At 36.0% G+C, this 25,842-nt stretch carries 24 protein-coding genes; 18 read left to right on the forward strand and 6 right to left on the reverse strand.

Features of this window, described 5'->3' with window-relative positions; all coding sequences use genetic code 11:
• Nucleotides 1-21: 21 nt before the first annotated feature.
• From P278_RS12750 to P278_RS12770, 5 genes are all read right to left on the reverse strand, one after another.
• The gene (locus P278_RS12750; protein ID WP_038267970.1) at nt 22-981 is read right to left on the reverse strand and encodes an OmpA family protein; all 960 of its coding nucleotides are present in this window, start codon (nt 979-981) and stop codon (nt 22-24) included.
• A gap of 25 nt (nt 982-1,006) precedes the next feature.
• Complete coding sequence (locus tag P278_RS12755; protein WP_038267468.1) at nt 1,007-1,771, reverse strand: exodeoxyribonuclease III; 765 nt, start codon at nt 1,769-1,771, stop codon at nt 1,007-1,009.
• A 60-nt stretch (nt 1,772-1,831) separates the two neighbouring features.
• Nucleotides 1,832-2,563 carry a metallophosphoesterase family protein gene (locus tag P278_RS12760; RefSeq protein ID WP_038267470.1) on the reverse strand — a complete coding sequence of 244 codons (732 nt, stop codon included), beginning with the start codon at nt 2,561-2,563 and terminating at the stop codon, nt 1,832-1,834.
• A 65-nt stretch (nt 2,564-2,628) separates the two neighbouring features.
• Entirely contained in the window at nt 2,629-3,765 is a 1,137-nt protein-coding gene (locus P278_RS12765) for an ATP-binding protein (RefSeq protein ID WP_038267471.1), read from the reverse strand.
• On the reverse strand, nt 3,762-4,520 hold the full coding sequence (locus tag P278_RS12770; protein WP_038267473.1) for an SDR family NAD(P)-dependent oxidoreductase: 759 nt from the start codon (nt 4,518-4,520) through the stop codon (nt 3,762-3,764). The genes P278_RS12765 and P278_RS12770 overlap by 4 nt, the downstream gene beginning before the upstream one ends.
• Before the next feature lie 321 nt (nt 4,521-4,841).
• On the opposite strand from P278_RS12770, the gene P278_RS12775 reads away from it, so the two are divergent.
• The 12 genes from P278_RS12775 (at nt 4,842) to P278_RS12830 (ending at nt 18,144) form a co-directional block, all read left to right on the forward strand.
• The gene (locus P278_RS12775; RefSeq protein WP_038267474.1) at nt 4,842-5,924 is read left to right on the forward strand and encodes a DUF4382 domain-containing protein; all 1,083 of its coding nucleotides are present in this window, start codon (nt 4,842-4,844) and stop codon (nt 5,922-5,924) included.
• 154 nt (nt 5,925-6,078) lie between these two features.
• A complete protein-coding gene (locus P278_RS12780; protein ID WP_038267475.1) occupies nt 6,079-7,080 on the forward strand; it encodes an AAA family ATPase in 1,002 nt (333 codons plus the stop codon).
• A 94-nt stretch (nt 7,081-7,174) separates the two neighbouring features.
• Nucleotides 7,175-8,041, forward strand: coding sequence for a DUF58 domain-containing protein (locus tag P278_RS12785; RefSeq protein ID WP_038267476.1), 867 nt, complete (start codon nt 7,175-7,177; stop codon nt 8,039-8,041).
• A gap of 2 nt (nt 8,042-8,043) precedes the next feature.
• Nucleotides 8,044-9,699, forward strand: coding sequence for a BatD family protein (locus tag P278_RS12790; RefSeq protein WP_038267478.1), 1,656 nt, complete (start codon nt 8,044-8,046; stop codon nt 9,697-9,699).
• Nucleotides 9,700-10,701 (forward strand): vWA domain-containing protein, encoded by a 1,002-nt coding sequence (locus P278_RS12795; RefSeq protein ID WP_038267479.1) that lies wholly within the window; start codon nt 9,700-9,702, stop codon nt 10,699-10,701.
• A 15-nt stretch (nt 10,702-10,716) separates the two neighbouring features.
• A complete protein-coding gene (locus tag P278_RS12800; RefSeq protein ID WP_038267481.1) occupies nt 10,717-11,757 on the forward strand; it encodes a vWA domain-containing protein in 1,041 nt (346 codons plus the stop codon).
• A complete protein-coding gene (locus P278_RS12805) occupies nt 11,754-12,629 on the forward strand; it encodes a tetratricopeptide repeat protein (RefSeq protein WP_038267482.1) in 876 nt (291 codons plus the stop codon). The genes P278_RS12800 and P278_RS12805 overlap by 4 nt, the downstream gene beginning before the upstream one ends.
• Before the next feature lie 28 nt (nt 12,630-12,657).
• Nucleotides 12,658-14,427: a BatD family protein gene (locus P278_RS12810; protein ID WP_038267483.1), complete on the forward strand. Its 1,770-nt coding sequence runs from the start codon at nt 12,658-12,660 to the stop codon at nt 14,425-14,427.
• 1 nt (nt 14,428) lies between these two features.
• Nucleotides 14,429-15,193, forward strand: coding sequence for a tetratricopeptide repeat protein (locus P278_RS12815; protein ID WP_038267486.1), 765 nt, complete (start codon nt 14,429-14,431; stop codon nt 15,191-15,193).
• Nucleotides 15,194-15,249: 56 nt separating this feature from the next.
• Nucleotides 15,250-15,552, forward strand: coding sequence for a hypothetical protein (locus P278_RS12820; protein WP_038267488.1), 303 nt, complete (start codon nt 15,250-15,252; stop codon nt 15,550-15,552).
• Between the two features lie 84 nt (nt 15,553-15,636).
• Nucleotides 15,637-17,505: a SulP family inorganic anion transporter gene (locus P278_RS12825; protein WP_038267492.1), complete on the forward strand. Its 1,869-nt coding sequence runs from the start codon at nt 15,637-15,639 to the stop codon at nt 17,503-17,505.
• A 12-nt stretch (nt 17,506-17,517) separates the two neighbouring features.
• Nucleotides 17,518-18,144, forward strand: coding sequence for a carbonic anhydrase (locus P278_RS12830; RefSeq protein WP_038267495.1), 627 nt, complete (start codon nt 17,518-17,520; stop codon nt 18,142-18,144).
• Nucleotides 18,145-18,198: 54 nt separating this feature from the next.
• On the opposite strand, the gene P278_RS12835 is transcribed toward P278_RS12830, so the two are convergent.
• On the reverse strand, nt 18,199-18,693 hold the full coding sequence (locus P278_RS12835) for a CvpA family protein (RefSeq protein ID WP_038267497.1): 495 nt from the start codon (nt 18,691-18,693) through the stop codon (nt 18,199-18,201).
• Between the two features lie 147 nt (nt 18,694-18,840).
• Here P278_RS12835 and P278_RS12840 point away from each other — a divergent pair, with 147 nt between their 5' ends.
• From P278_RS12840 to P278_RS12865, 6 genes are all read left to right on the forward strand, one after another.
• Nucleotides 18,841-19,194, forward strand: coding sequence for a hypothetical protein (locus P278_RS12840; RefSeq protein WP_038267500.1), 354 nt, complete (start codon nt 18,841-18,843; stop codon nt 19,192-19,194).
• A 78-nt stretch (nt 19,195-19,272) separates the two neighbouring features.
• The gene (gene pheS / locus P278_RS12845) at nt 19,273-20,292 is read left to right on the forward strand and encodes a phenylalanine--tRNA ligase subunit alpha (protein WP_038267502.1); all 1,020 of its coding nucleotides are present in this window, start codon (nt 19,273-19,275) and stop codon (nt 20,290-20,292) included.
• A gap of 11 nt (nt 20,293-20,303) precedes the next feature.
• On the forward strand, nt 20,304-20,702 hold the full coding sequence (locus tag P278_RS12850; protein ID WP_038267505.1) for a hypothetical protein: 399 nt from the start codon (nt 20,304-20,306) through the stop codon (nt 20,700-20,702).
• A gap of 358 nt (nt 20,703-21,060) precedes the next feature.
• Nucleotides 21,061-21,567 carry a GbsR/MarR family transcriptional regulator gene (locus P278_RS12855; protein ID WP_082436172.1) on the forward strand — a complete coding sequence of 169 codons (507 nt, stop codon included), beginning with the start codon at nt 21,061-21,063 and terminating at the stop codon, nt 21,565-21,567.
• A complete protein-coding gene (locus P278_RS12860; protein WP_175496555.1) occupies nt 21,564-22,685 on the forward strand; it encodes an efflux RND transporter periplasmic adaptor subunit in 1,122 nt (373 codons plus the stop codon). The genes P278_RS12855 and P278_RS12860 overlap by 4 nt, the downstream gene beginning before the upstream one ends.
• Before the next feature lie 10 nt (nt 22,686-22,695).
• Complete coding sequence (locus P278_RS12865) at nt 22,696-25,836, forward strand: efflux RND transporter permease subunit (protein ID WP_038267509.1); 3,141 nt, start codon at nt 22,696-22,698, stop codon at nt 25,834-25,836.
• Nucleotides 25,837-25,842: the final 6 nt, after the last annotated feature.

The following is a 25,842-nucleotide window of genomic DNA, read 5'->3' on the forward strand; positions in this document are numbered from 1 at the left end:
AGTTAAAGAATCAATATTATTCTACATATCGTTTAACAATCTTGTAACCTCATCAAGCTTCGGGGTTAACACCACTTCAATACGTCTGTTCTTAGCTTTCCCATCAACAGTAGAGTTTGAAGCAACTGGAGCATACTCCCCTCGTCCAGCAGCAGTAAGATTGTTAGGGTCAATCCCAGTGTTTTTCACAAGCAATCTCACAATTGCAGTTGCTCTTTTAGTTGATAAATCCCAATTATCATCTAAAGATCCATTACCGCGATATGGTACATTATCTGTATGACCTTCAATTAAGATATTTATTTCCGGATTTTGAGCCAACACACTTGCTAATTGCCGAACGGCCCTCTGACCTTCGCTTCCTACAGCCCAGCTCCCACTCTGAAACAGTAATTTATTTTCCATAGAAACATAAACCTTCCCATCTCTTTGTTCAACGGTGAGTCCCTTACCTTCAAAATCTAAGAGTGCTTTTGAAATAGCATCTTTTAATTGTCTCATTGCCGCGTCCTTAGACGCTATTAAACCTTCCAGTTCATTTACCCTCTGGGAGCGACTATCTAACTCGGATTTTAGTTGTTCTAGTCGAGCCTGTTCTTCCGCTAAAACTCTTTCCTTCTCTTCCAGTTGTGTTAACAACTCTCTATTCTTCCTTGAATTTTCTGCAATTGCAGAACTACTTTGTTTCTCTAAGGCATCATAAGACTCTTGCAGCTTTGTCAATTGAGATTTGGTAGCTTCATAATCCTGACGTAATTGATCGCGCTCAGCAACCACCTTGTCATAAGCCTCCTGAAGGACCCTAACACCATTATTCAATTTATTATTAGCCGATTCAAGCTCCTGATTCTCAGCAGCTAACTCATTTCTCTCCTGTTTCAATTTTGCATAACGACTTTCTAAATCATTATAAACTTTGGATGACACACAAGAAGATGCCATTGCAATTAACACTGTTCCAACAAATATTTTTTTTAACATAAGTATAATTTTGGGGGATTCTATTTTAAACATCCAGTTCAACCATTATAGGACAATGATCGCTATGCTTTGCTTCTGGTAATATAACGGCTCTTTTAATATTTTCTTGCAAAGGTTCTGAAACCATATTGTAATCAATACGCCAACCCTTATTATTGGCTCTTGCATTCGCCCTGTAAGTCCACCATGAATAATTATGAGGTTCTTTATTAAGATACCTGAAACTATCGATAAACCCTTTATTAATAAATCCATCTAACCATTTACGCTCTTCTGGTAAAAAACCAGAAACTTTTGCATTACGCACTGGATCATGAATATCGATAGCTTGATGACATATATTATAGTCTCCACAGATTACCAAATTTGGCTTTTCCTGTTTCAGACCGTCCACATATTCCTGAAAATCATCCATATACTTAAACTTATGCTCCAATCGAGCCAAATTAGTCCCGGATGGCAGATACAAACTCATCACCGACAAACCATTAAAATCAGCTCTAAGATTTCTGGCTTCAGCGTCCATATAATCAATTCCTGTTCCAAACTCTACATGATCTGGTTCTTTTTTTGAAAGAATTGCTACTCCACTATATCCTTTTTTTTCAGCACTAAACCAATAGTGATACTTATACCCTATTTCCTCGAATAAATCAAGGTCTACTTGTTCCTTCATAGCCTTAATTTCTTGCAAACAGAGTACATCGGGGTCAGCCCTCTTCAACCAATCTATCAATCCTTTTCTTAGCGCGGCTCTAACACCATTAACATTATAGGAAATAATTTTCATCTAAATCATTTTATGAAGGCTAAAATAGTAATTTCACTTTGTTGCGAGAATGAAAAGAAACTAGTTTCTTCCTTTTTCATTCGGATATAGTAAGTTTACATTATCACTTTGCCAAAATTCTTTGGTATCAGCATCCATTATGGTGAGAGGACTTTTGTAGGCGGCTCCAGTATCCAGGTTCCAAACGTTCGCTGCTTTAACAGGTTTGGTTTGACCTATCCTGGTTGTCGGGGTATGCCCGATGTAAATCTCTTTGTAGTGCTGAATACGTTTAGGATACCTATCTGATGTTTTAGACAATTCAGGATCCAGAGCTAATACCATTTCCCATAACGATCGATCCCAATAAAGCATTTTAGGGAAATACTCATAATCTACTCCATGAAGATTTGTGAACCCGGCATGCACATAAAGACGATTTTTATCATCCAAATGATAATTTTCTAATGACTCTAAAAAACCCTTATGAATATTAACAATATTTTCTTCCAACAGATTATACGCATCAAGAGTTGCCTGACCACCATGAATTAGCCATTGAGGGTTATGCTTTCTCTCATCCAGCCATTTTCGGAATAGATCATCGTGATTCCCTCTTATAAAAACACATTCGTTTTTACTATTTAACTCTATTAGATAATCTATCACCTCAGGAGACTGACTCCATCCATCAACATAATCCCCTAAAAAAATCAATTTATCATTTTGACTGACTCCTGCTCTTTCCAGCACCTGTATCAATGCCTTGAAAGCACCATGAATATCTCCTACAACTAAAGTTCTTTGAGGCATAAACTAAATCTTTTTAAACAAAGATAGCTGTTGAGTTTCTATTCAAAAAAAAGTTGTCATACTGATTAAGCATATTTAACCTTTCTTAAAATTCTTAATGCCTCTTTTAATGATCTGTAAATTTTTAGATCATACTCCTTAACAAACCATCTATAATCTTCAAGCATTTGCTTAGCGCCTTCAAATCCATTTAAAAAACAAATAAGATGGGTTGCAGGCAGATTTTTTATATCTTTTTTATTCTGAGCATTTAAGGTGACTCCTTTCTTCAACTTTTCAAGTATTGAATTATTATTGTTAAAGATATGATACAGCATTTTACGATCGAATTGAGGAGGTTCAAATAACAAAGTACTATCTATTTTATAGGTCCCGTTGTTTTTAAATTTAATTACCACTTTCTCCAATGGATAATACTTTTGTTGATCGTTCAATCCCAATTGCACATATTCCGTAATGGTGAACATGTCTTCTGTAACCGTGACTTCCACTTCATCCAAAGCCGAATAAAAAAGCTTAACCTGCTCATTTATAAGCTCGATATCAAGCCTTGAATAATAAACATTTTCATTTACTTTTTTGGTCTGACCTGCCCAACAAACCACAAACTGTTCTTTAAAAACCTTATAGCTAGACTCCAGATCGGCATGACGATTGTTTAAAAAATCAATTACCCCGTCTAAAGTTAATTCTATGTTATTGCTCGCATGTTGCTCTATTTCTGCTACAATAGATGCGTTAACGTCTTTTATTTCAACGTTAAAACTTTGTGGCATACTTATGCTCCCCTCTCTGAAAAACACTGTTCCACCCCAATACTTCCAGATATTCTTTCTAAGGGCACATAAGGCTCCGGTAGACTTTATCGTTACAAGACCAACTACTTTTCCTTCTGGCAAATTTGGAAAGGGTATGTTTTCATAAGAAATCATCGGCGGATTACTCAAATAAGCATTCACAAGATTTTGAATTTTACTGTCATCAAAAAAATCAACTCCCAGAATTTCATTAGTAGCATCTTCCACTCCTACCACAATAAAAGAATTATTAAATGGGTTAGAATTAGCCAGAGCACAAACGTGTTTTAAAAATTTAGCCTTCCCTTCTTTATCTCCAATATTAACATACCGCTTTTTATCATAAAAGCTGTTTTCATCGTTATGGGAAAGAAGGTTTTTAACTAAAAGGCGTTTGTTAATCATAACTCTTTATTAACTATAGTAGATGAGGCCTGAGCTGTACTCATAACCACAAGATCTGCAATATTAACATGTTGCGGACGTGAAACAACAAAATAGATGATCTCTGAAATATCATTGGGACTTAAAGGCTGAAAACCGCGGTAAACATTATCGGCACGTTCACTATCTCCTTTAAATCGTACGTCGCTGAATTCCGTTTTGACCATTCCAGGATTTATAGCTCCTACCCGAATCCCAAATTTATTAAGATCAATTCGCATCCCCTGATTCAACGCATCAACCGCATGCTTACTAGCACAATAAACATTCCCATTTGGATATACTTCCTTACCTGCAGTTGATCCAATATTTATAATATGTCCTTCTTTTCTTTTGGTCATTTGAGGCAGAACAGCTTTTGTTACATATAGCAAGCCTTTTACATTAATATCCATCATCATATCCCAGTCATCAATATCTCCTTCGTCTATGGAATCCAAACCATGAGCGTTACCGGCATTATTAATCAGAATATCAATTCTCTTGAAAGCATCAGGCAATGAATCGAAAGCATTAAAAACAGCTTCTCTATCCCGAACATCAAAATTTAACAAATGAATAAACACTTTAGATTTAAGGTCGTTCTTTAAACGCTCCAGTCGATCTTGTCTTCTACCACACAGAATGAGATTAATTCCATTTTCCGCAAATGTTTTGGCTGTTGCGAGACCAATCCCACTTGATGCACCTGTTATTAAAGCTGTCTTATTGTTCATTATACTTTTCTTAGATTTTATTGTATTTTTTTCTTAAATTGTTTCTCTATCCCAGCGAATTAATACTATCACAGATTTTGTAAGCAATCTATATTTATAGTTTTTCTGCCGATTTAATCTACATGCTATACAAACAAAGCATCATAGGCTAAACTCCCCTATTGCCAAGAATTTATAACAGTAACATTAGAAAATTTTAAATAATTTATACTTGAGAAATCACTTCAAACTATAGTGTTTTAAGGTTTTTTAACATCTAAACTCGTTTAAGAGCCGTATATAAATTACCATATGAAAATAATAATAACAAAAGTCTTATCTATGAAATCACTCAAAAAAAATTTATTAAAAACCCTAAGTCTTATCGCCTTTACAACATTATTTGTTGCATGTAGTGAAGATGATGGAGCGACAAAAGTCGACGGATCTTCGCATATTGTTGTGAAACTAACGGATGCTCCGGGGGATTATGATGCTGTTAATATTGATGTCCAGGACGTAATGGTTCAATATGACGAAAATGGAGCTTGGGAAAGTATTGGAGAAATAAACTCCGGCGTCTATGATTTGTTGGAATTAACCGGAGGTGTTAATGTTGTTTTAGCTGACAATGAAGTGCCTTCTGGCATGGTTGATCAAATTCGCCTGATCTTAGGTGACAACAACACTATTGTTGTGGATGGAGAAGAAATTGATCTGGATACGCCTAGTGCTCAACAATCAGGTTTGAAATTAAAACTTAATCAAGAACTGGAAGCCGGTTTCAGCTATGAGTTTACCATAGACTTCGATGCGGATAAATCAATTGTTCAAGCGGGAAACTCAGGGAAGTATATTTTAAAACCTGTTTTAAGATTAAGTGCTGAAGTTTCTTCAGGAATAGTAACCGGAACTGTAACACCTTCTGATTTCCAATCAATGGTCTCCATTGTACTGGATGAAGAAACTACAATTTCTGCCTACACTGACGAAAATGGTGTATTCATGCTTTATGGCGTTCCGGAAGGGACTCATGATGTTATGATAACAACAGCCGAAGATTCTGGGTATGAAAATGCTCTTGTTGAAGGTATCGAAGTAGTTAATGGGGAAATCCTGGATCTGGGCACAATTGAATTAGAAGAAGTTACTACGGGATCTATTTCCGGTAAAATACTTAATGAAGGCGTTTCAGTAAATATTTCTGTCGAAGTTCCTGTTGAGGGAGGTGAGGAAGGAGAAGTTGAATCGATTTCGACAACTACTGCCGAAGACGGAACTTTTACTTTAGAAGGTATTCTTCCCGGAACCTATACGGTTACACTTACCCCGGAAGAAGTATCTGACCTTACTTCTAAAGAAATAACTGACGTAGAAGTAAAACTTGGAGAAACCACAGTTTTAGATGATATAACTTTAGAATAAGTTAATAATTCATAATTTTTTGTAAAGAGCAGCCTATCAAAGGGTTGCTCTTTTATTTTTTAACCAATCGTTAACAGCAGGACAGTAAATAAATTTTCAATTTGCATTCAATTAATAAGCGTATTAAATTAACGCCTCAAAAATAAACTTGAAGATGGAAGAAAACAGTACTATTGATATTAGTGTTATTAACGAAAAAATTGCTCAGGAAAGCGCCTTTATTGAAGCTCTTACTTTAGAAATAAATAAAGTAATCGTTGGACAAAAGCAAATGGTAGAGCGTTTGTTAATTGGTCTTCTTGGACAAGGACACATTTTATTAGAAGGTGTTCCGGGTCTGGCAAAAACCCTTGCCATAAACACTTTATCAAAAGCTGTTCACGGTTCTTTTAGCCGTATTCAGTTTACCCCTGATTTGCTTCCTGCAGATGTGGTAGGAACTATGATTTACAATATCAAAGAAAATGATTTCTCTATAAAAAAAGGACCAATTTTCGCAAACTTCGTTTTGGCTGATGAAATTAATCGTGCTCCTGCGAAAGTACAATCTGCTCTCCTGGAAGCTATGCAGGAAAAACAAGTTACCATCGGTGACGAAACCTTCAAATTAGATAAACCATTTTTAGTAATGGCGACCCAAAACCCTGTTGAACAAGAAGGAACGTACCCTTTACCCGAAGCACAGGTCGATCGATTTATGTTAAAAGTAGTTATTGACTACCCTAAACTTAATGAAGAACAGTTGATTGTTCGACAGAATTTAAAAGGAGCTTTTGAAAATGTCAAACAAGTGGTTTCATTAGAACAAATTTTAAAAGCACAACAAGCAGTAAGGGAAGTCTATATGGATGAGAAGATTGAAAAATATATTTTAGATATTATTTTCGCAACCCGTTATCCGGAAAAGTATAACCTTGCAGACTTAAAACCTTTGATAAGTTTTGGTGCCTCTCCACGTGGAAGTATTAATTTAGCAACTGCAGCTAAATGCTATGCTTTTATCAAAAGAAGAGGCTATGTTATTCCTGAAGACGTTAGAGCAGTTGTTCATGATGTACTCCGTCATAGAATTGGAATCACATATGAAGCTGAAGCAGAAAACATCACTTCCGTTGACATCGTTAATAAAATTGTAAACGAGGTAGAAGTACCATAGTCGATTGTTGTCATTCTTGAGAACATCAGGAATCTAACCAACCCAAATGAAGCACTAATAGATTACGTCTTTAGAGACGGAATGACATGCAAAGATGGATACCAAAGAGCTATTAAAAAAAGTAAGGAAAATTGAAATTAAAACACGTCGTTTAAGCGACCATGTCTTTGGAGGTGAGTACCACTCAACCTTCAAGGGGCGTGGAATGACGTTTAGTGAGGTTCGTCAATACACTTATGGTGACGATGTTCGTGCAATCGACTGGAATGTAACAGCTCGATACAATGAACCCTACGTTAAAGTGTTTGAGGAAGAACGTGAACTCACTATGATGCTCATGGTTGATGTATCTGGTTCTGAATTCTTCGGAACCTCCAATCAGTTTAAAAAAGAAGTATTAACTGAAATTTCAGCCACCCTGGCCTTTTCAGCAATGCAGAATAACGACAAGGTTGGATTAATTCTTTTTTCCGATGAAATCGAACTCTTTATCCCTCCAAAAAAAGGAAGGTCTCATATTTTAAGAATCATACGTGAACTTATCGAATTTGAGCCTAGAAGCAAAAAAACAGACCTCTCAGAAGCACTTCGTTTTCTATCAAGCGTAATTAAAAAGAAGGCAATTACATTTATTCTTTCAGATTTTATGACTGATGACTATCAACATACATTGAGGATTGTTGGAAGAAAACATGATGTAACCGGGATCAGGGTTTTTGATAAACGTGAAGAAGAAATTCCAAATATAGGAATGGTTAGGATGGAGGATGCAGAAACCGGTGAACTTATGCTGGTTAATACTCAATCTAAATCTGTCAGAAAAGAATATTCAAAGTTTTACCAAGGCAGAAAAGCCTATTTTAAAAATGCCTTTACCAAAAGCGGCTGTGGCGTTTTAAGCTGCCGTGTTGATGAAAGCTATGTAAAAAAGTTGTTAGGTTATTTTAAGCAACGTGGATAAGAATGAAAGTATACAAATTACATATTATTAAAATAAAACTTTTTAACCTTTGGCTCCTATTGAGCTTTTTTGGTTTTGGATCTATTGCTGCATATTCACAAACCACTCCAAAGGTAACTTCCAGTATTGATTCGACTACTATCAAAATTGGTGAACAAATCCAATATAAGATTCAAGTCGAAACCGATACAAGTGCACTGGTGATGTTTCCCGAAGGACAAACCTTCGCCCCACTTGAGGTTGTAGAAACTTCTCCTGTTGACTCTGTTATTATTGCGGATAAACTGAATCTGGTTAAAAAATATGCATTAACCAAATTCGACTCAGGGACTTATAACATTCCTATTCAAACAGTTTTAGTTAACAAAAAACCATACCTACTTGATTCAATCAAAGTAAATGTAGCTTCCGTTGTGGTCGACACAACCAAACAAAAAATGTATGACATCAAACCTCTAGTTGAAGTTGATAAAAATTACTCGGGATGGTGGAAGTATATTTTTTATGCATTTATCGGTTTAGCTATTATAGGTGGACTTTTATACTGGTTTGTTTTTAGAGAAAAACCTTTAACTCAAGAAGAAAAAGAAGCTTTGTTACCGCCCTATGACAGAGCAATGCTGGAATTAAAAAAATTAGATGAATCAAAATTTTTGATTCAATCTGAATATAAAGAATATTATACCCAACTAACTAATATTGTGCGCTCTTATCTGGAAGAAGACGTACACATTACAGCACTGGAAAGCACTACTGATGAGCTCATTAACAAAATCGAATTATTAAAAGATGCTGGAAGTCTGGATATTGACAATGAAACTATAATTCAGTTTAAGAAGGTTTTAGAAACTGCCGACCTGGTTAAGTTTGCTCGCTCGACACCAGAAAGTTCAGTAATCGAAGGAGATCGTAAAGTAATTGAAAACATCGTAATCAAAACAAAAGAGGCCTTACCTGAACCAACCGAGGAGGAACTTCTTCAAAATGAAGAATACCTTGAAGAGTTGGCTAATAAAAAGCGTAAGCGAAAAATTGTAATTACAACGATCACTAGTTTATTAATTATAGGAATTACAATTAGTGCTTTTGGATGGTATTATGGTTTTGGATATGTAAAAGACACCATAATAGGTCATCCTACCAAAGAATTAGTGGAAGGCGACTGGATTAATAGTGAATATGGATACCCTCCTATCTCGATTGAAACACCTAAAGTTCTCAAAAGAGTTAATCTTGAACTTCCAGCAGAAGCCAACAACATGATTAGTACGAACCAGGTTTTTAACTATGGTAGTATTATAGACAACTTTTATATCATGGTTTCTTCCACAACCTACAAAAAAGGTGTAGATTTTGATATTCAAAAAGCAATAGATGCTACCATAAAATCGATGGAAAAACAAGGAGCTAAAAATATCATTTTAAAAGATGAAGAAATAACCACTCCTACTAACAAAAAAGGATTAAAGGTATATGGCTCTATGCAAGTAGATAATGGCAATAATGAAGACACCCATAATGCTAAGTACATATTATTAAATTTTTCAGAAGGAGGCGGATTTCAACAGGTAATGATGGTTTATCGGGAAGGCGACAACTATGCCAATGAGATTGTAGAACGAATTACTAATTCAATTGATTTTAAAACAGGAAGCTAAATGTTAGAAAATATTCAGTTTGCAAACCCATATTTCTTTTGGTTGCTTTTAGCATTACCGATTGCTATCATATGGTATATTTTTAAGCATAAAAAAGAAACTGCTTCCATAAAAGTTTCATCACTAAAAGGTTTTAAGGTCTCCTCTTCATTCTTATCAAGACTAAAACCCTTACTATTTATCTTAAGGTTATTAGCCTTGGCATTTTTTATTGTTGCTTTGTCCAGACCTCAAACTAAAGACATTTCATCCAGAACTAAGACCACAAAAGGTATCGATATTGTTATGGCTATAGACGTATCGTCCAGTATGCTGGCTAAAGATCTAAAACCCAACAGACTTTCAGCTTTAAAAGAGGTAGCAAGTGATTTTATAAAGGAACGTGTGAGCGATAGAATAGGGCTTGTGGTATATAGCGGAGAAAGCTTTACTAAAACACCAATAACCAGTGACAAGTCTATTGTTCTAAACGCTTTAAGACAGGTAAACTACGGTCTTCTGGAAGATGGAACAGCGATTGGTATGGGATTAGCCACGGCCGTGAATCGTTTAAAAGAAAGTAAAGCAAAAAGCAAAGTAATTATCTTATTAACAGATGGAGTAAATAATGCTGGATTTATAGAACCACAAACTGCAGCCGGCCTGGCCATAGAATTTGGAATTAAAGTATATACAATTGGAATTGGAACCAATGGAATGGCTCTTACTCCTATTGCCTATAATCTAGACGGTAGCTTTAAATATGGTCTTCGAGAAGTTGAAATCGATGAAGACTTATTACAAAAGATAGCTGATGAAACAGGAGGGCGATATTTTCGGGCGACAAATAATAAAAAGTTAGAGGAGATTTATGGTGAAATTAACAAACTTGAAAAAACGGAGGTCGAAGAATTCAAGTATACCAAATATGAAGAAAAATTCAGGCCGTTGGTCCTATTAGGCCTTGGGTTGATATTATTAGAGTTTTTGTTACGAAACACTTTGTTTAGGAGTTTTGTTTAATTTAGAAGAATACATATGTACCAGTTAGACGAAAAAATATATTTTTATTTACTCTTTTTACTTCCAGTGCTATTTGTACTGTTTCTGGCTGTACAATTCTGGAAAAAAAGAACGCAAAAAAAGTTTGCCGAAGCCGATCTATTAAAACGTTTAAGTCCTGACAGATCTACTAGCAAATCTGTTTTGAAACTTGTTGTTCTGATGTTAGCTATTGTCTGTTTAAGCATCGCCCTGGTTAACCCTAAAATAGGCACCAAATTAGAAACGGTAAAGCGAGAAGGTGTGGATGTGGTATTCGCAGTTGATGTATCTAAGAGTATGCTTGCGGAAGACATAGCTCCAAATCGTTTAGAGAAATCAAAACGTATTGTATCCGAAATTATTAATCATCTCGGATCAGACCGAATTGGAATTATTGCATATGCCGGACAGGCTTACCCTCAATTACCAATTACCACCGACTATGGTGCAGCAAAAATGTTCCTACAAAACATGAACACCAATATGCTCTCTTCTCAAGGTACTGCGATAGACGAGGCTATTGATTTAGCCAAAACCTATTACAATGATGCAGATCAGACCAATAGAGTACTATTCATAGTATCTGACGGTGAAGATCACTCCGAAAGAGCCGCTGCAGCCGTAGAAAGTGCCGCTGAAGAAGGTATTAAGGTATACAGTATTGGCGTTGGAACTAACAAAGGTGGTCCTATACCCATTAAAATAAATGGCATTGTTGAATCTTACAAAAAAGATCAAAATGGTCAGGTGGTTATTACCAAACTTAATGAGGATGTTTTAAAAGAAGTGGCTAACAAAGGTAATGGTGCATATATTAATGGTTCCAACACTGGTGAAACTGTTGATTTCGTAACAGACACCCTTAACTCAATGGATAAAAAGGAATTTGAAACCAAACAGTTTGCTGATTTTAAGGATCAGTTTCAGTGGTTCCTGGGAGGCGCAATCTTTTTACTGTTCATAGATATTTTCTTTTTAGAAAGAAGAACAGCATGGTTAACAAAACTGAATCTTTTTAACGAAAAAGAATCATGAAGAAAATATTATACATACTAATATTATCATTGCCAATTGTAGGGATTTCACAAGAGAATAAAGAGATCAAGGAGCAAAAGCAAAAATTAAAGGCATCAAACAACCTTACATATGATGCAAATAAAGAATTGGTAGACGATAATTTTATTGACGCAGAAGCAAACTACCGAAAGGCTATTGCTACCAGCAACGATAATGCTGCGGCTAAATTCAATCTTGGGAATGCCTATTACAAAGAAAATAGCTTTGGTGAAGCCTTTGTAAGATACAAACAAGCTGGCGAAACAGCACAGACCAAAGAAGAACGTCATAGCGCATATCATAATCTTGGAAATGTGTTCATGAAAAACAAAGAATATGATAAAGCTATTGAAGCATATAAAGAGGCTTTAAGAAACGATCCTTCAGATGAAGAAACAAGATACAATCTTGCCCTGGCAAAGGAGATGAAGAAAAAAGACGATCAACAAAAACAAAACGACAAAAACAACGACGACAAAAATAAAGACAAAGACAATCAAGATCAGCAACAAGATCAACAACAAAATAAGAACGACCAAGACCAAGACGACAATCAGAATAAAAACGATCAGCAAAACCAAGACAATAAAGAAAACGATCAAAATTCTGATAAAAACAAAGAACAGAAAGGCGATGAAGGAAAGGATCAAGAGGACAAAAATCCAAAACCAGGTGATCAACCTAAAGACCAACAGGATCCTAAACAACAACCGCCTCGACCTAATCAACTCTCACCGCAACAAATAAAAAACATTTTAGAAGCGATGAGTAATGAAGAAAAAAAGGTTCAAGAAAAAATAAACGGAAAAAAAGTAAAAGGAAAACCAGCTAAAAACGCGAAAGACTGGTAAGTTTACCCCCTTTAAATAACAAGACTTAATGAAAAGGCATATTATATACATATTCTTAATCATAACTACCCTAGGGTATGCTCAAGATGAAGTAACTTTTGAGGCCAAGGTGAGTAAAGAACAATTAGGTCTTAATGAAAGGTTACGAATAGACTTCGAAATGAATAAAGACGGAGACAACTTTGTTCCTCCCAACTTTGAAAACTTTAGAGTTCTAATGGGGCCTAGCCAAAGTGTTAGTCAATCATGGATAAACGGCAAACGAAGTTTTTCTAAAACATATTCTTATATACTTGCTCCGAAAAAAAAGGGAACATTTACCATAAAACAAGCTGTCATAGAAATTGACAGCCAAACATACAAAACAGTACCGATAACAATACAAGTAACTGCGGCAGTAGATAATCCTAATGCACCAAAAGGAGCAGATGACATAGCAGATGAAAACCTACATTTAGTTGCTGAAATATCCAATCCCAACCCATATCTTAATGAGGCTGTAAGCATTCTGTATAAATTATATGTTAGTCCAAAAATCAGCGTATCTGATTTTAGGCCAATAGACAATCCAACATATAATAATTTCTGGTCTCAGAACATGGAAATAAAGCGATGGAAGGTAGAAAATGGTACTTATAAAGGAAAAGCCTATCGTTATGTAATTCTGAAAAAGGTGGTAGTATATCCTCAAAAAACAGGTGCCTTAGAAATTGAGCCCCTAACATTGGATGTTACAGTGGATGTTCCTACCAACAAACAAGATATATTCGGAGGCAGGGTTTATAAGCAAGCCCACAAGACCATTGCAGCCGGTTCTCGTACCATTAGAGTTAAGCCACTACCAGACAATGGCAAACCGGAAGGTTTCACTGGAGCCGTAGGTAGTTTTGACTTTAATGTAGTTCCTTCTAAAACAGACTTAAAAGCAGGAGAATCACTTGAGGCTATGATTGAAGTTTCTGGGAAGGGTAATCTCAAATTATTTGACTTACCTAAGCTAAAACTTCCAAGTTCAGTTGAAGTATATGAACCGGAGTTTAAATCCAATGTTTCAACTAACATAAGTGGTATGCAAGGTAAAATTACTGATGACTATACCATTGTCCCTCAATACAAGGGCAAGTTCCAAATACCAACTATTTCTTTTTCATATTTTGACCCAAAACTTGAAAGGTATAAAACACTAACATCTCCTGAGCATATCATTAATGTTTATGAAGGACCCACCAGCGATGATGATGTCATAACAGAAAATAATCAGCCTGAAAAACAAGTTGTAAACAGCGTTGATTCAAGTTTTAAATTTCTAAAACTCACACCAAATTTACAACCGATTGAAAATCAAACGTTTTTTGGTTCCAAGGCATTCTATATCCTCTTTTTTGGCCCTCTGTTACTTATTCCTCTTTTTATAATTATAGGAAAAAAGAAGAAGGCACTGGAAGCTGATATTGAAGGAACCAAAAGAAGAAAAGCGAATAAGTTAGCTAAAAAGTATCTTTCTGAAGCCAAAAAGAATTTAGGTGACAAGGAATCGTTTTACGAGGCTATGGAACGAGCATTGCACAATTACCTGAAAGCCCAGTTAAAAATAGAAACATCCGACTTTTCTAAAGAAAAAATCACAGACCTGTTAAGGACTAACAAGGTAGATGAAACTGTTATAACATCCTTTATTTCAATATTAAACAGCTGTGAACTTGCAAGATACACACCAACAAGTGTTGTTACGATGCAACAAGACTATGATAAAGCAGCGAACACTATATCTCTAATCGATAAACAGGTAAAAGTATAGTATGAAAAAGACCCTTAGCATTCTAATTTTATGTTTATCTCTATTTTCCTTTTCTCAAAGTGGAAATGAAAAATTATTTGACACGGCTGTACAATTGTACAATCAAGGTAAATTTCAGGAATCTATTAACACCTATATGGAAATTATAGATAACGGATTTCATTCATCATCTGTATATTTTAATATAGGGAACGCATATTACAAGTTAAATGAGGTTGCTCCGAGTATCTATTATTACGAAAAAGCATTGTTGTTGTCTCCAAAAGACGAGAATATCCAAAACAATCTACAGTTTGCTAAAAACATGACGATCGACTCCATTGAAACTATTCCCAAGTCGGCAATTTCTAATTTAATTGAAAGGACAATAGGGGTATTTACTTCTAAAAGCTGGAGCATTTTTGCCATTATTTTAATGGCATCATTTACCATTTCTTTCTTGATATATTATTTTTCATCATATAAGGGTAAGAAAAAATTATATTTCATCGTCAGCATAATTTCTTTGATATTAGCAGTTACCTCTATTTCAGCAGCCTATCATCAACGCTTAAATGCGAAGAAAAGCAACCCGGCTATAATATTTGCTGAAGAAACGATTATTAAATCTGAGCCAAACAATAGAAGTAATGATATTTTCACCCTACATGAGGGAACAAAGGTGAATGTAATTGAGGGCTTAGGTGATTGGAATAAAATAAGAATAGCTGATGGAAAAACAGGATGGATCCCCAAAAATGACCTGCGCCTGATTAAAGATTTTTAAAGCTTATTTAACAATACTCCCATTCATTTCTATTATATTTGAGGAAATTTTACCTCATGAGGGGAAGAAACTATGCTGTTTTATTTCTATTAATTTTTACCGCTTTTATTGCGGCTCCCACTGTCATGAGTATTATTAAATCTGATGCAGACACTTCTATTTTTTTTAGTTTAGCAGAAGAAGAAAATAAAAGCTCTACCTCCTCAGCGGAAAAAGACTATGTATTTTCACATTATAGATTCAGTAATTACTACATCACTGATAGCAAAAAAAACAATGCCGATTTCGTGTATGTCGACAACTACTATCCATCGATTGTTCTGAATCAGCATTGCCCGCCTCCTGAACAGGAAGCATAATCCCTATTTTTATTAACTTTATTAACAATGAATGCTTATGCATTCATACCCCCTATTCATTTATAACTTAAATTAAGTATTTATATGAAAAAATTATTCTCTAACATCAAAGGAGATGCCTTTGGTGGTATAACTGCCGGTATTGTAGCACTACCATTAGCTTTAGCGTTTGGTGTTAGTTCAGGCTTAGGACCAAGCGCTGGTTTATATGGTGCTATTTTTATTAGTTTCTTTGCTGCCATGTTTGGCGGTACCAACACTCAAATTTCTGGACCGACTGCTCCGATGACAGCAGTGAGTATGGTTGTCATAGCTGGAATAATCGCCGCAAATGACGGTGATGTAAATAAGGCCTTGCCCGCCATTCTTACCGTATTCTTATTAGCTGGTTTAATGCAAATTGGATTAGGAGCTTTAGGATTGGGAAAATATATAAGGTACATTCCATATCCGGTTGTATCAGGATTCATGACCGCAATTGGAGTTATAATCTTAATAACCCAAATTCTTCCAGCGGTAGGCTATTACCCAAAAGAAGATCAAGAATATGTTGACACCTTTAAACCACAAGCTGAAGAAGTCATACTAGAAAACATTTTAAAGGAAGAAGCTGGTGAAGGAATTCTGGTATTGGAAGATTTTAAAGAAACTATCAATAGAGCAGAAAAGGTGACGGAAGCTGATATTCTAAAAGAATCTAAAACCCTCGCGGCTAAAGAAGCCTCTGGTGTATTAGGAACTTTTAAAGTATTAGGCAGAGCACTTAGCAACATAAAATGGTTAGAAGTAATACTGGCATTGGGAACAATTTTTATCATATACGGATTTAAAAGAATAACTACAGCTGTTCCGAGTACGTTAGTAGCGTTAATTGTAATGTCTGGAATAGCGGTAGGATTTGGATTAGATTACGAACCAATTGAAGAAATCCCTAGTGGATTCCCAGTTCCAAACCTGGAAATTTTCTCTTCTTTTAAATTAAGCAGCGTCACCCCATATATCTTTACGGCCTTGACATTGGCATTATTAGGGGCCATTGACTCTTTGCTTACCAGTGTTGTTGCCGATAACATGACCAAGACCAAACACAAACCTAATAAAGAATTAGTAGGTCAGGGAATCGGAAATAGTATTGGTGCAATATTCGGAGGTATCCCGGGTGCAGGAGCCACTATTAGAACTGTGGTAAACATTCAATCTGGCGGTAAAACAAAATTATCAGGTATGATAGCTGGTGTGATGCTTTTAATAATACTATTGGCGCTGGGTCCTATCGCATCGCAAATTCCAGCAGCAGTACTTGCAGGAATACTTATCACTGTTGGTATTGGAGTAATGGACTATAAAGGTCTGAAGGCAATTCCAAGTCTTCCTAAAGACATCAAACTAGGTCCAATAAAATTGAGTTCTGAAGTTTTAATTATGTTAGTTGTACTTCTACTTTCCACATTTTGGAATTTAGTTTACGCTGTAGGTATTGGCTTAGTAATTGCCTCTTTAATGTTTATGAAGAAAATTGGTGATCTTACGGCCGAGCGTTCAGATGTAAAAGCCCTGTCTGCGGAAAAAGCCTGGAAAGATGAAAAAGATTTTCCTGAAAAATTAAAAGAGGAAGTTTTTATTAAACACTTAAAAGGCCCGCTATTCTTTGGTTCCACCAGTGATTTCCAAAGTTTAGCCAAACAAATTCCTGACACCGCTTCAACTGTTGTCATAAGACTGGGACGAATGCAGTACATGGATCAATCCGGTTTGTATGCAATGGAAGATGTCTTACAGGAATTAATTAAAAAGAATGGTATAAATGTACTATTTGTAGATTTACTGAGACAGCCTCGATATATGATGGAGCGAATTGATATAATTCCAGATTTAATTCCGGAAGAACACATATTCAAATCATTTAAAGAGTGTACTCAATGGATAAAAAATAATGTAAAAGATAAATATTAAAATGTAATTATTATGAAATTAGAAAACGTATTTAAAAATAACGAAGCTTGGGTTAAGGATAAATTAAGCTTAGATTCTAATTATTTTGAAGAATTAGGAAAAGGACAAAGTCCAGAATTGCTTTATATCGGGTGCTCAGACAGTCGTGTTACTGCAGAAGATATGATGGGAGCGAAACCCGGGGAGGTTTTTGTACATCGTAACATCGCGAATATGGTTATCAGCGTTGATCTGAATGTGATGTCTGTTTTGAACTACGCTGTAGATCATCTAAAAGTAAAACACGTTATTGTATGCGGACATTATGCATGCGGTGGTGTTAAGGCGGCTATGCAATCTGCCGACCTAGGAATTCTAAATCCATGGCTAAGAAATATTCGGGATGTATACAGAATTCATAGTAATGAACTGAACGCAATCGAAGATGAGGACAAAAGATACGATCGTCTGGTTGAACTAAATGTTCAAGAACAATGCGTTAATCTAATAAAAACAGCGGCAGTACAAAAAGCAAACAGAGATCGAGGACTAAAAGTACATGGATGGGTTTTTGATGTTCATACGGGTAAACTAATAGACTTGAACATAAATTTCGACAATATATTAAAAGACATCATGGAAATATATCATTTAGACTAAAGATGATATTAAAAAAACCGCTGGATCCAGCGGTTTTTTTATTCTATTAAATCTCTACTCCAAGTTTCTGGACTCGAGCACAAAGCCAAATATTTTTTCCCCGGTGCTTTTAACAGGGTTATACAAGACCGAAGTGTCAATGGTATTTTCATCTACAAATCCTAAAACGGTATTACTTCTATCAATAAAAATTAGGATTGCGGCTAAGATGATCATAAGTTTAAGCCCTCCAAAAATACCACCCAGAATTCTATTTAATAAGCCAAGTGCTACCATACTAGCCATCTTGGTTAATAGCTTTCCGAGCATATATACAAGAAAAACAATGGCTACAAATGTTACTGCAAAAGCAATCAAATTAATGTGATTTTTATCCCATTCGAGCTTTTCATTTAAAAAATCACCTGCGAAATAGGAAAAGTGAATAGCTCCATAAATTCCTAGAATAAGTGCCACCAGAGAAGCCGCTTCAATAAAAAGTCCTTTTATAAGCCCCCTAACAAACCCAAAAAGAATAAGCCCCCCTAATACAATGTCTATAAAATTCATTAAGAAAAATTTTTCATCGTAAATATACAATTAATAAAGATTTGACCTTTACGTGAAAAAACACCCTGTAAGCAATAAGACTTTCTTAAAATGATAGCAATAAAAGTCAGGTCTTTGTACCTTTGACCCATTAAGTAGTGATAACTTATGAAAAGAGATGAAAATTTAAAAGAGCAGTGGGAGGAAATTGTATCGAGTTTATCGAACCAATTTGCTGATGGAGATATCCTCGACATTGACGCCATACTATATTTAATCGGAGTACAAGAATTGGGGCAGCTTAAAAAACGATTCAAAAAAGACGATAAGGTTAATCTAATGCATATTGCCATTTGTCGCCTTTTGGAGCCCTATGGATATTACGAATTTGAGTTTTTTGATAATGATGGCTGGCCTCATTACAAAATCAAAGAAACTTTACCTTCATTAAAGGCTGGAGAACAGAGCGTATTGATGAAAGAGGCTATAGTTAATTACTTCAGAGACAGAGATTTTTTTTAAAAACATCAAAGCATTGTTAATAACTATTATTTGATCAAAAAATAATTAACTTTGCCCACTTTAAAAGTATCCGGAAAAATGATCGACAAGATAAAGGAACACATTGCAGAAGTTGAAAAATTTACAGCAGAAACTGCAGAGACTGTAGAATCATTTCGTATTAAATACCTTGGTAAGAAAGGAATTTTAAACGACTTTTTTGCTGAATTCAAGAATGTTCCTAATGAGCAAAAGAAAGAATTTGGACAAGCTGTAAACCAGTTAAAAAAAGCAGCTGAAGATAAGGTTAACTCCATCAAAGAACTCCTTGAAAGTAAAGAAGAAGACAAAGGATTATATGGAGATCTAACACGTCCGGCTGAACCTATTCAGTTAGGTAGCAGACATCCTATTTCAATTGTTAAAAATCAGATTATCGATATCTTTTCAAGAATTGGATTTAATGTTTCTGAGGGGCCGGAAATCGAGGATGACTGGCATAATTTTACTGCATTAAATCTTCCGGAATACCACCCGGCAAGGGATATGCAGGACACCTTCTTTATTCAAACTGATCCAGACATACTCTTACGTACACATACTTCTTCCGTTCAGGTTCGTTATATGGAAGAAAACAAACCTCCCATCAGAACAATCTCTCCTGGAAGGGTATACAGAAATGAAGCTATATCGGCTCGTTCTCATTGTTTTTTCCATCAGGTTGAAGGTCTTTATATTGACAAGGGAGTATCTTTTGCTGATTTAAAACAAACATTGCAATATTTCACAACTGAAATGTTTGGTAAGTCTAAGATCAGGTTAAGACCATCTTATTTCCCTTTTACGGAACCAAGTGCAGAAGTTGATGTGTATTGGGGATTAAATAATGAAATAGACTACCGAATAACCAAGGGAACCGGATGGTTAGAGATTATGGGATGCGGAATGGTAGATCCTAATGTTTTGGATAATTGTGGTATCGATTCAAAAGAATATTCAGGATTTGCTTTTGGTATGGGAATAGATCGTATTGCGCTGTTACTCCATCAGATTCCTGATATTCGAATGCTGAGTGAGAATGACATTCGATTTTTAGAACAGTTCAAATCGGCTTTATAAATTTATATTTAGTGAAGAAAGATTTTGAAATACCGGTAGCAAAAGAAGTGATTGTTGCTATAGTCCGTGAATGGAATGAAGAATTCCAATGTCATGACTGGAATGCCTATCTGATAAACAACAAAGACACCGCAATAGAAATGGTATTTGTTACCACCAAAGGTTTTGATAATAAGGTCAAAACTTCTGTGATGCGACATGGTCTGGGTACAGTTCAAAGCAAATCTTCGGTAAAGATTGAATTAATCCAAGAGGATCTTCTTAAATTAAATAATGAATTTTTTGTCACCTTCTTTGGACTCGACGGTGTATTATATGAAAGAAGATTTCTATTTCGTAAAAACACTATTAACGAAAAAGCAACTCAGGAGATTCCGCTGTTAAAGTCAAGAGGGGTTCTATGTAATTAAGATTTATGGAAGGTCAATATCTATAATACATAATTTACTCCAGTTTTATTTTTTCCTTTAAGTATTGAATCTGGTTTTAATACACTCCTTTTCTTTACATCCAATCTTAATTGGTTCACAATTCAGTTGACCATATGATTCATGTTATTCGCTTAAGAAGTCTTGGATTACTGAATGCAAACTACGTGTTTATCAACCAAAAATAAATCTCCCTTAAACACTCCAATCAAACCGCAACTACAACAAAAACAACACATTAAGGTCTGCTTAAAATATTTAACAATCCATTAACTTCTTTTAGTTCGCTAATTACCGAACTAAACGTATATTTGCACAAATAAATTACGAATACATGTATATGGATAATTTATCAGAAGAAAAAAAAGAACTTATTGAAGAGTTAGGTGTATACTTCGAAACCTCAGAAGATATGTCTCCTTTATCTGCAAGGATCTTTTCTTTACTCGTACTCTCAGAAATCAACGGCATCACCTTCGATACCATTGTTGAAACTTTAGAGGCCAGTAAAAGTTCTACCTCAACAAACCTTCAGTTACTACAAACCTCAGGTATAGTTTCATATTGTACCAAGCCAGGTGACCGAAAGCGTTACTTCAAGGTAGATCCAAAACATATAGTTACACGTTTGGAAAAGAAAATTGAAATGTGGGAAAAAGAGCGTAAACTTCACCTCAAAGTAAGCGACTTTAAGATAAAACTTCACAAGCAGCAGAACACTTTCAGCGAAACATTGCCTGGAATTCAGTTTGCTAAAAATTACTCCTTATTCATAGAAGACGTTATTAAAAACCTTAAAAAATTAAAAGAAAAAACCTCTACATTAATAAACGAAGAACAATCATGAGAAAGCAATTATTGAATGTTTCCCTGATCCTTGCCTCTGCTGCAATCCTTATAAGTTGTGGTAATTCTGAAGCTAAACAACAAGCGGCTCCAGGTGCAATGCCTTATCCTACTGTTAAGGTTGAAAAAAGGTCGGTAAAAGATCATACAAGCTACCCGGCAAGTATAGAAGGAATTGTGAACAGTAAAGTTAGAGCAAAGGTATCCGGATATATCCAGGAAGTTTTAGTAGATGAAGGTGAAGTGGTGAAGAAGGGACAACGTATGTTCAGACTCGAGACACAATCTTTATCTCAGGATGCTGAAGCGGCAAAAGCCCGTGTTAATGTTGCCCAGGTAGAAGTAGACAAACTTAAACCTTTGGTTGAAAAAGACATTATCAGTCCGGTACAATTGGAAACTGCAAAAGCAAATCTTGAGCAGGCTAAAAGCACCTATCGTAGTATTGTAGCAAACATAGACTATGCTAATATAAAAAGTCCCGTTAACGGTGTTGTTGGAAGTATTCCATTCAGAAAAGGTAACCTTGTGAGTCCGCAAGATGCACAGCCACTAACGACTGTTTCAGACATTAATGAAGTGTATGCTTATTTTTCTTTAAATGAAAAAGAGCTTATTTCATTTATGAGAAACATGAAAGGAAATACCCTGGATGAAAAAGCCAAAAACATCCCTGAGGTACAATTAGAATTAGCTGACGGATCTATCTATGGTCATCCCGGAAAGATTGAGACCATCACAGGGGAGGTAAATCCTAATACAGGAACAGTGTCATTCAGGGCTACTTTTAAAAACCCAGAAGGTTTATTAAGAAACGGTAGTAGTGGTAAAATATTATTACCAAGACATATGGACGACGCCCTGGTTGTTCCTGAACTATCGACCTTCGAGCAACAAGGAAAGCGATTTGTTTATGTAGTAGAAAATGATTCTTTGGTGACCAAGGCAATCACAAGTGCTGCAGAAACCAATGGATTGCTGGTAATCACTGAGGGATTACAAGAAGGGGATCAAATTTTAGCCAAAGGCGTTAGCAAGGTTCGTCCCGGGACTAAAATAGTTCCACAGCCAACAAGCATTGACAGCATTGTTAATTCATTCAACAAAGTATTTAAATAAATAAACAGCTATGCTCAAGAAATTTATAGAAAGACCTGTTCTTTCTACGGTAATATCTATTATCATTGTAATGCTCGGTGTTCTTGGGTTTTATACCCTGCCGGTAACGCAATATCCAGATATAGCTCCACCAACGGTACAGGTGAATGCATCTTATCCGGGAGCTAACGCAGAGACTATCATAGAGAGTGTTATCATTCCTATTGAAGAACAAATAAACGGTGTTGAAGGGATGACCTATATGGTTTCTTCAGCAAGTAATAATGGTAGTGCCAACATAACGGTATATTTCGAACAGGGTGTTGATCCTGATATTGCCGCGGTGAATGTTCAAAACCGTGTTGCACGTGCTAACGCATTACTACCCGCCGAGGTTATCAGAGCTGGGGTGATTACCCAAAAGCAGCAAACTTCTGCTTTGATGTACGTGGCCATGTATTCTGAAAACCCGGATTACAACGACACCTATGTTCAAAATTACCTTAACATAAATGTAAGACCGGAGATTCAACGTATTGATGGAGTTGGAGATGTGACCGTATTTGGCGGCAAAGACTACTCTATGCGTATTTGGATAGACCCTGCCAAACTATCTTCATATGGCGTTACTACTACTGAAGTAGTTCAGGCCATTGGTGAAGAAAGTTTAGAGGCAGCGGCTGGTTCCCTTGGTCAAAATTCAAAACAATCTTTTGAATATGTTATCAAGTATAAGGGACGTTATAAAACCGCTGAAGAATATAACAACATCATTATAAAATCATTAGGTAATGGACAATTTTTACGTTTAAAAGATGTAGCAAAAGTAGAGCTGGATGCCTTTTCATATAATTCCATTTCCAGATCGAAAGGATATCCGGGGGTAAACTTTGGAATCTTTCAAACTGCCGGATCCAACGCCCAGGAAATTATTAAAGAGGTATACGACAAACTGGACCAGCTTGAAAAAGATTTTCCAGAAGGGGTAAAATACTTGGTCAACTACGACACCAACAAGTTTTTGACGGCGTCTATGAACAAAGTTAAGCATACACTTATAGAAGCCTTTATCCTGGTATTCTTTGTGGTATTTATCTTTTTACAAGATTTTAAATCCACTCTAATTCCGGCAATTGCGGTACCTGTTGCAATTATTGGTACGTTCTTTTTCTTAGGGGTATTTGGTTACTCTATAAACCTCTTAACCTTATTCGCGCTTATTCTGGCTATTGGTATTGTGGTGGATGATGCTATCGTAGTTGTTGAAGCTGTGCACGCAAAACTTGAGGAAGGGTATGATTCGGCCAGGAAAGCTTCAATTTCGGCAATGAGTGAAATTAGCGGGGCGATTATATCGATCACCCTGGTAATGGCTGCTGTATTCGTACCTATCACCTTTATTCAAGGACCATCAGGGGTATTTTATGAGCAGTTCGGTGTTACCCTTATTGTTGCTATACTTATTTCAGCAGTAAACGCACTAACATTAAGTCCGGCGCTATGTGCGATTTTCCTGAAGCCGCATACTGATAAACATAATAAGAAAGGTTTATTACAAAGGTTTTATGCAGCATTCAACGTTGCTTTTAATGCAACTACCGCTAAATATGTAAAATCTTTAGGCTTTCTGGTAAAGCATAAATGGATTACCGGAGGAATTCTTGCGGTTGCAGTTGCTGCCATTATATGGGCAAACAATACTACTCCAACAGGATTCGTACCTACTGAAGACAGAGGGGTGATTTTTGTGAACGTCGAGTTACCGCAGGGGTCTTCTTTAGATAGAACGTATAGTGTAACTGAAGACTTATACAAAACTATGAGTTCGATAGAAGGAATTAAAACGGCTTCTCTTATTAATGGTCAAAACTTCTTCTCAGGAGCGGGTAGTTCTTATGCAATGGGCTTCATTATTTTAGACGATTGGGATAATAGAGAAACTGAGGCTACTTCTGTTAATGGCATTCTTGGACAATTATATGCCAGAACGGCCACAATGGCCGAAGCCAATATTATTTTCTTTACCCCACCAAGTATTCCAGGTTTTGGTTCGTCGGATGGATTTGAGATGAGATTGCTCGACCGTTCTTCCGGAGAATTAAAAGACCTTGATAATGTTGCCAATGAATTTGTTGGTGCTTTAAACCAACGGCCGGAAATAGCTTTTGCTTCGAATTCATTTAGCACCAATTTCCCTCAACTTGAATTGGATGTAAATATTGCTAAGGCAAAAGAAGCGGGTGTGAGCGTAAGTAACATTTTAGCCACACTTCAGGGGTATATTGGAGGATATTATGCTGCAGACTTCAGTAGGTTTGGTAAACAATTCAGAGTATACGTACAGGCAGACCCCGAAGATCGAAAAGATGTTAATAGTCTGAACAGTATGTTTGTTAAAAACAATCAAGGTGAAATGGCACCGGTATCGGAATTTGTAACCTTAGAGCGTGTATACGGTCCGCAAACTGTTAGTAGATTCAATTTATTTAATGCAGTAACAGTAAATGGATCTGCTACCCCTGGTTTTAGTTCAGGGGATGCTATTAAGGCTGTAAACGAAGTGGCAAAAGAACATTTGCCTAATAATTACGAGGTAGCCTACTCTGGAATTACAAGAGAAGAAATAGCTTCGGCAGGTTCATCGGGTATTGTATTTATCTTAAGTATTGTGTTTGTGTACTTCTTATTGGCGGCTCAGTATGAAAGTTACATATTACCATTTTCGGTATTGTTTTCATTACCGGTTGGAGTTGCAGGTGCTTACCTCTCAACAAAATTTACAGGCTTAGAGAATAACATCTATTTCCAGATCGCCCTTATCATGCTGATTGGTCTATTGGCTAAGAATGCTATTCTGATTGTGGAATTTGCCAAACAACGTCGAGAACAAGGCATGTCAATTACCGACGCTGCTATTGCAGGTGCTAAGTCTCGTTTAAGACCTATTTTGATGACATCATTTGCATTCATTCTTGGATTAATGCCATTGGTATTAGCTAAGGGTGTAGGTGCTGAAGGTAACAATTCGATTGGTACCGGAGCTGCAGGCGGTATGTTAGTGGGTACTATACTAGGGGTGTTTATAATCCCTGTTCTATACATTGTCTTCCAGTGGTTACAAGAAAAAATTACTGGTGCCCCGGAAGTAAAATCAGAAACAGAAGAAGCATAAAGTAGA

It is taken from the genome of Zhouia amylolytica AD3, assembly GCF_000511935.2.
Lineage (GTDB): Bacteria > Bacteroidota > Bacteroidia > Flavobacteriales > Flavobacteriaceae > Zhouia > Zhouia amylolytica.

Excerpts from the sequence above, each read along its gene's own strand:
- P278_RS12750 (WP_038267970.1), bottom strand. The coding sequence starts at position 981 with ATGTTAAAAAAAATATTTGTTGGAACAGTGTTAATTGCAATGGCATCT.
- P278_RS12755 (WP_038267468.1), bottom strand. The coding sequence starts at position 1,771 with ATGAAAATTATTTCCTATAATGTTAATGGTGTTAGAGCCGCGCTAAGA.
- P278_RS12760 (WP_038267470.1), bottom strand. The coding sequence starts at position 2,563 with ATGCCTCAAAGAACTTTAGTTGTAGGAGATATTCATGGTGCTTTCAAG.
- P278_RS12765 (WP_038267471.1), bottom strand. The coding sequence starts at position 3,765 with ATGATTAACAAACGCCTTTTAGTTAAAAACCTTCTTTCCCATAACGAT.
- P278_RS12770 (WP_038267473.1), bottom strand. The coding sequence starts at position 4,520 with ATGAACAATAAGACAGCTTTAATAACAGGTGCATCAAGTGGGATTGGT.
- P278_RS12775 (WP_038267474.1), top strand. The coding sequence starts at position 4,842 with ATGAAATCACTCAAAAAAAATTTATTAAAAACCCTAAGTCTTATCGCC.
- P278_RS12780 (WP_038267475.1), top strand. The coding sequence starts at position 6,079 with ATGGAAGAAAACAGTACTATTGATATTAGTGTTATTAACGAAAAAATT.
- P278_RS12785 (WP_038267476.1), top strand. The coding sequence starts at position 7,175 with ATGGATACCAAAGAGCTATTAAAAAAAGTAAGGAAAATTGAAATTAAA.
- P278_RS12790 (WP_038267478.1), top strand. The coding sequence starts at position 8,044 with ATGAAAGTATACAAATTACATATTATTAAAATAAAACTTTTTAACCTT.
- P278_RS12795 (WP_038267479.1), top strand. The coding sequence starts at position 9,700 with ATGTTAGAAAATATTCAGTTTGCAAACCCATATTTCTTTTGGTTGCTT.
- P278_RS12800 (WP_038267481.1), top strand. The coding sequence starts at position 10,717 with ATGTACCAGTTAGACGAAAAAATATATTTTTATTTACTCTTTTTACTT.
- P278_RS12805 (WP_038267482.1), top strand. The coding sequence starts at position 11,754 with ATGAAGAAAATATTATACATACTAATATTATCATTGCCAATTGTAGGG.
- P278_RS12810 (WP_038267483.1), top strand. The coding sequence starts at position 12,658 with ATGAAAAGGCATATTATATACATATTCTTAATCATAACTACCCTAGGG.
- P278_RS12815 (WP_038267486.1), top strand. The coding sequence starts at position 14,429 with ATGAAAAAGACCCTTAGCATTCTAATTTTATGTTTATCTCTATTTTCC.
- P278_RS12820 (WP_038267488.1), top strand. The coding sequence starts at position 15,250 with ATGAGGGGAAGAAACTATGCTGTTTTATTTCTATTAATTTTTACCGCT.
- P278_RS12825 (WP_038267492.1), top strand. The coding sequence starts at position 15,637 with ATGAAAAAATTATTCTCTAACATCAAAGGAGATGCCTTTGGTGGTATA.
- P278_RS12830 (WP_038267495.1), top strand. The coding sequence starts at position 17,518 with ATGAAATTAGAAAACGTATTTAAAAATAACGAAGCTTGGGTTAAGGAT.
- P278_RS12835 (WP_038267497.1), bottom strand. The coding sequence starts at position 18,693 with ATGAATTTTATAGACATTGTATTAGGGGGGCTTATTCTTTTTGGGTTT.
- P278_RS12840 (WP_038267500.1), top strand. The coding sequence starts at position 18,841 with ATGAAAAGAGATGAAAATTTAAAAGAGCAGTGGGAGGAAATTGTATCG.
- pheS (WP_038267502.1), top strand. The coding sequence starts at position 19,273 with ATGATCGACAAGATAAAGGAACACATTGCAGAAGTTGAAAAATTTACA.
- P278_RS12855 (WP_082436172.1), top strand. The coding sequence starts at position 21,061 with ATGGATAATTTATCAGAAGAAAAAAAAGAACTTATTGAAGAGTTAGGT.
- P278_RS12860 (WP_175496555.1), top strand. The coding sequence starts at position 21,564 with ATGAGAAAGCAATTATTGAATGTTTCCCTGATCCTTGCCTCTGCTGCA.
- P278_RS12865 (WP_038267509.1), top strand. The coding sequence starts at position 22,696 with ATGCTCAAGAAATTTATAGAAAGACCTGTTCTTTCTACGGTAATATCT.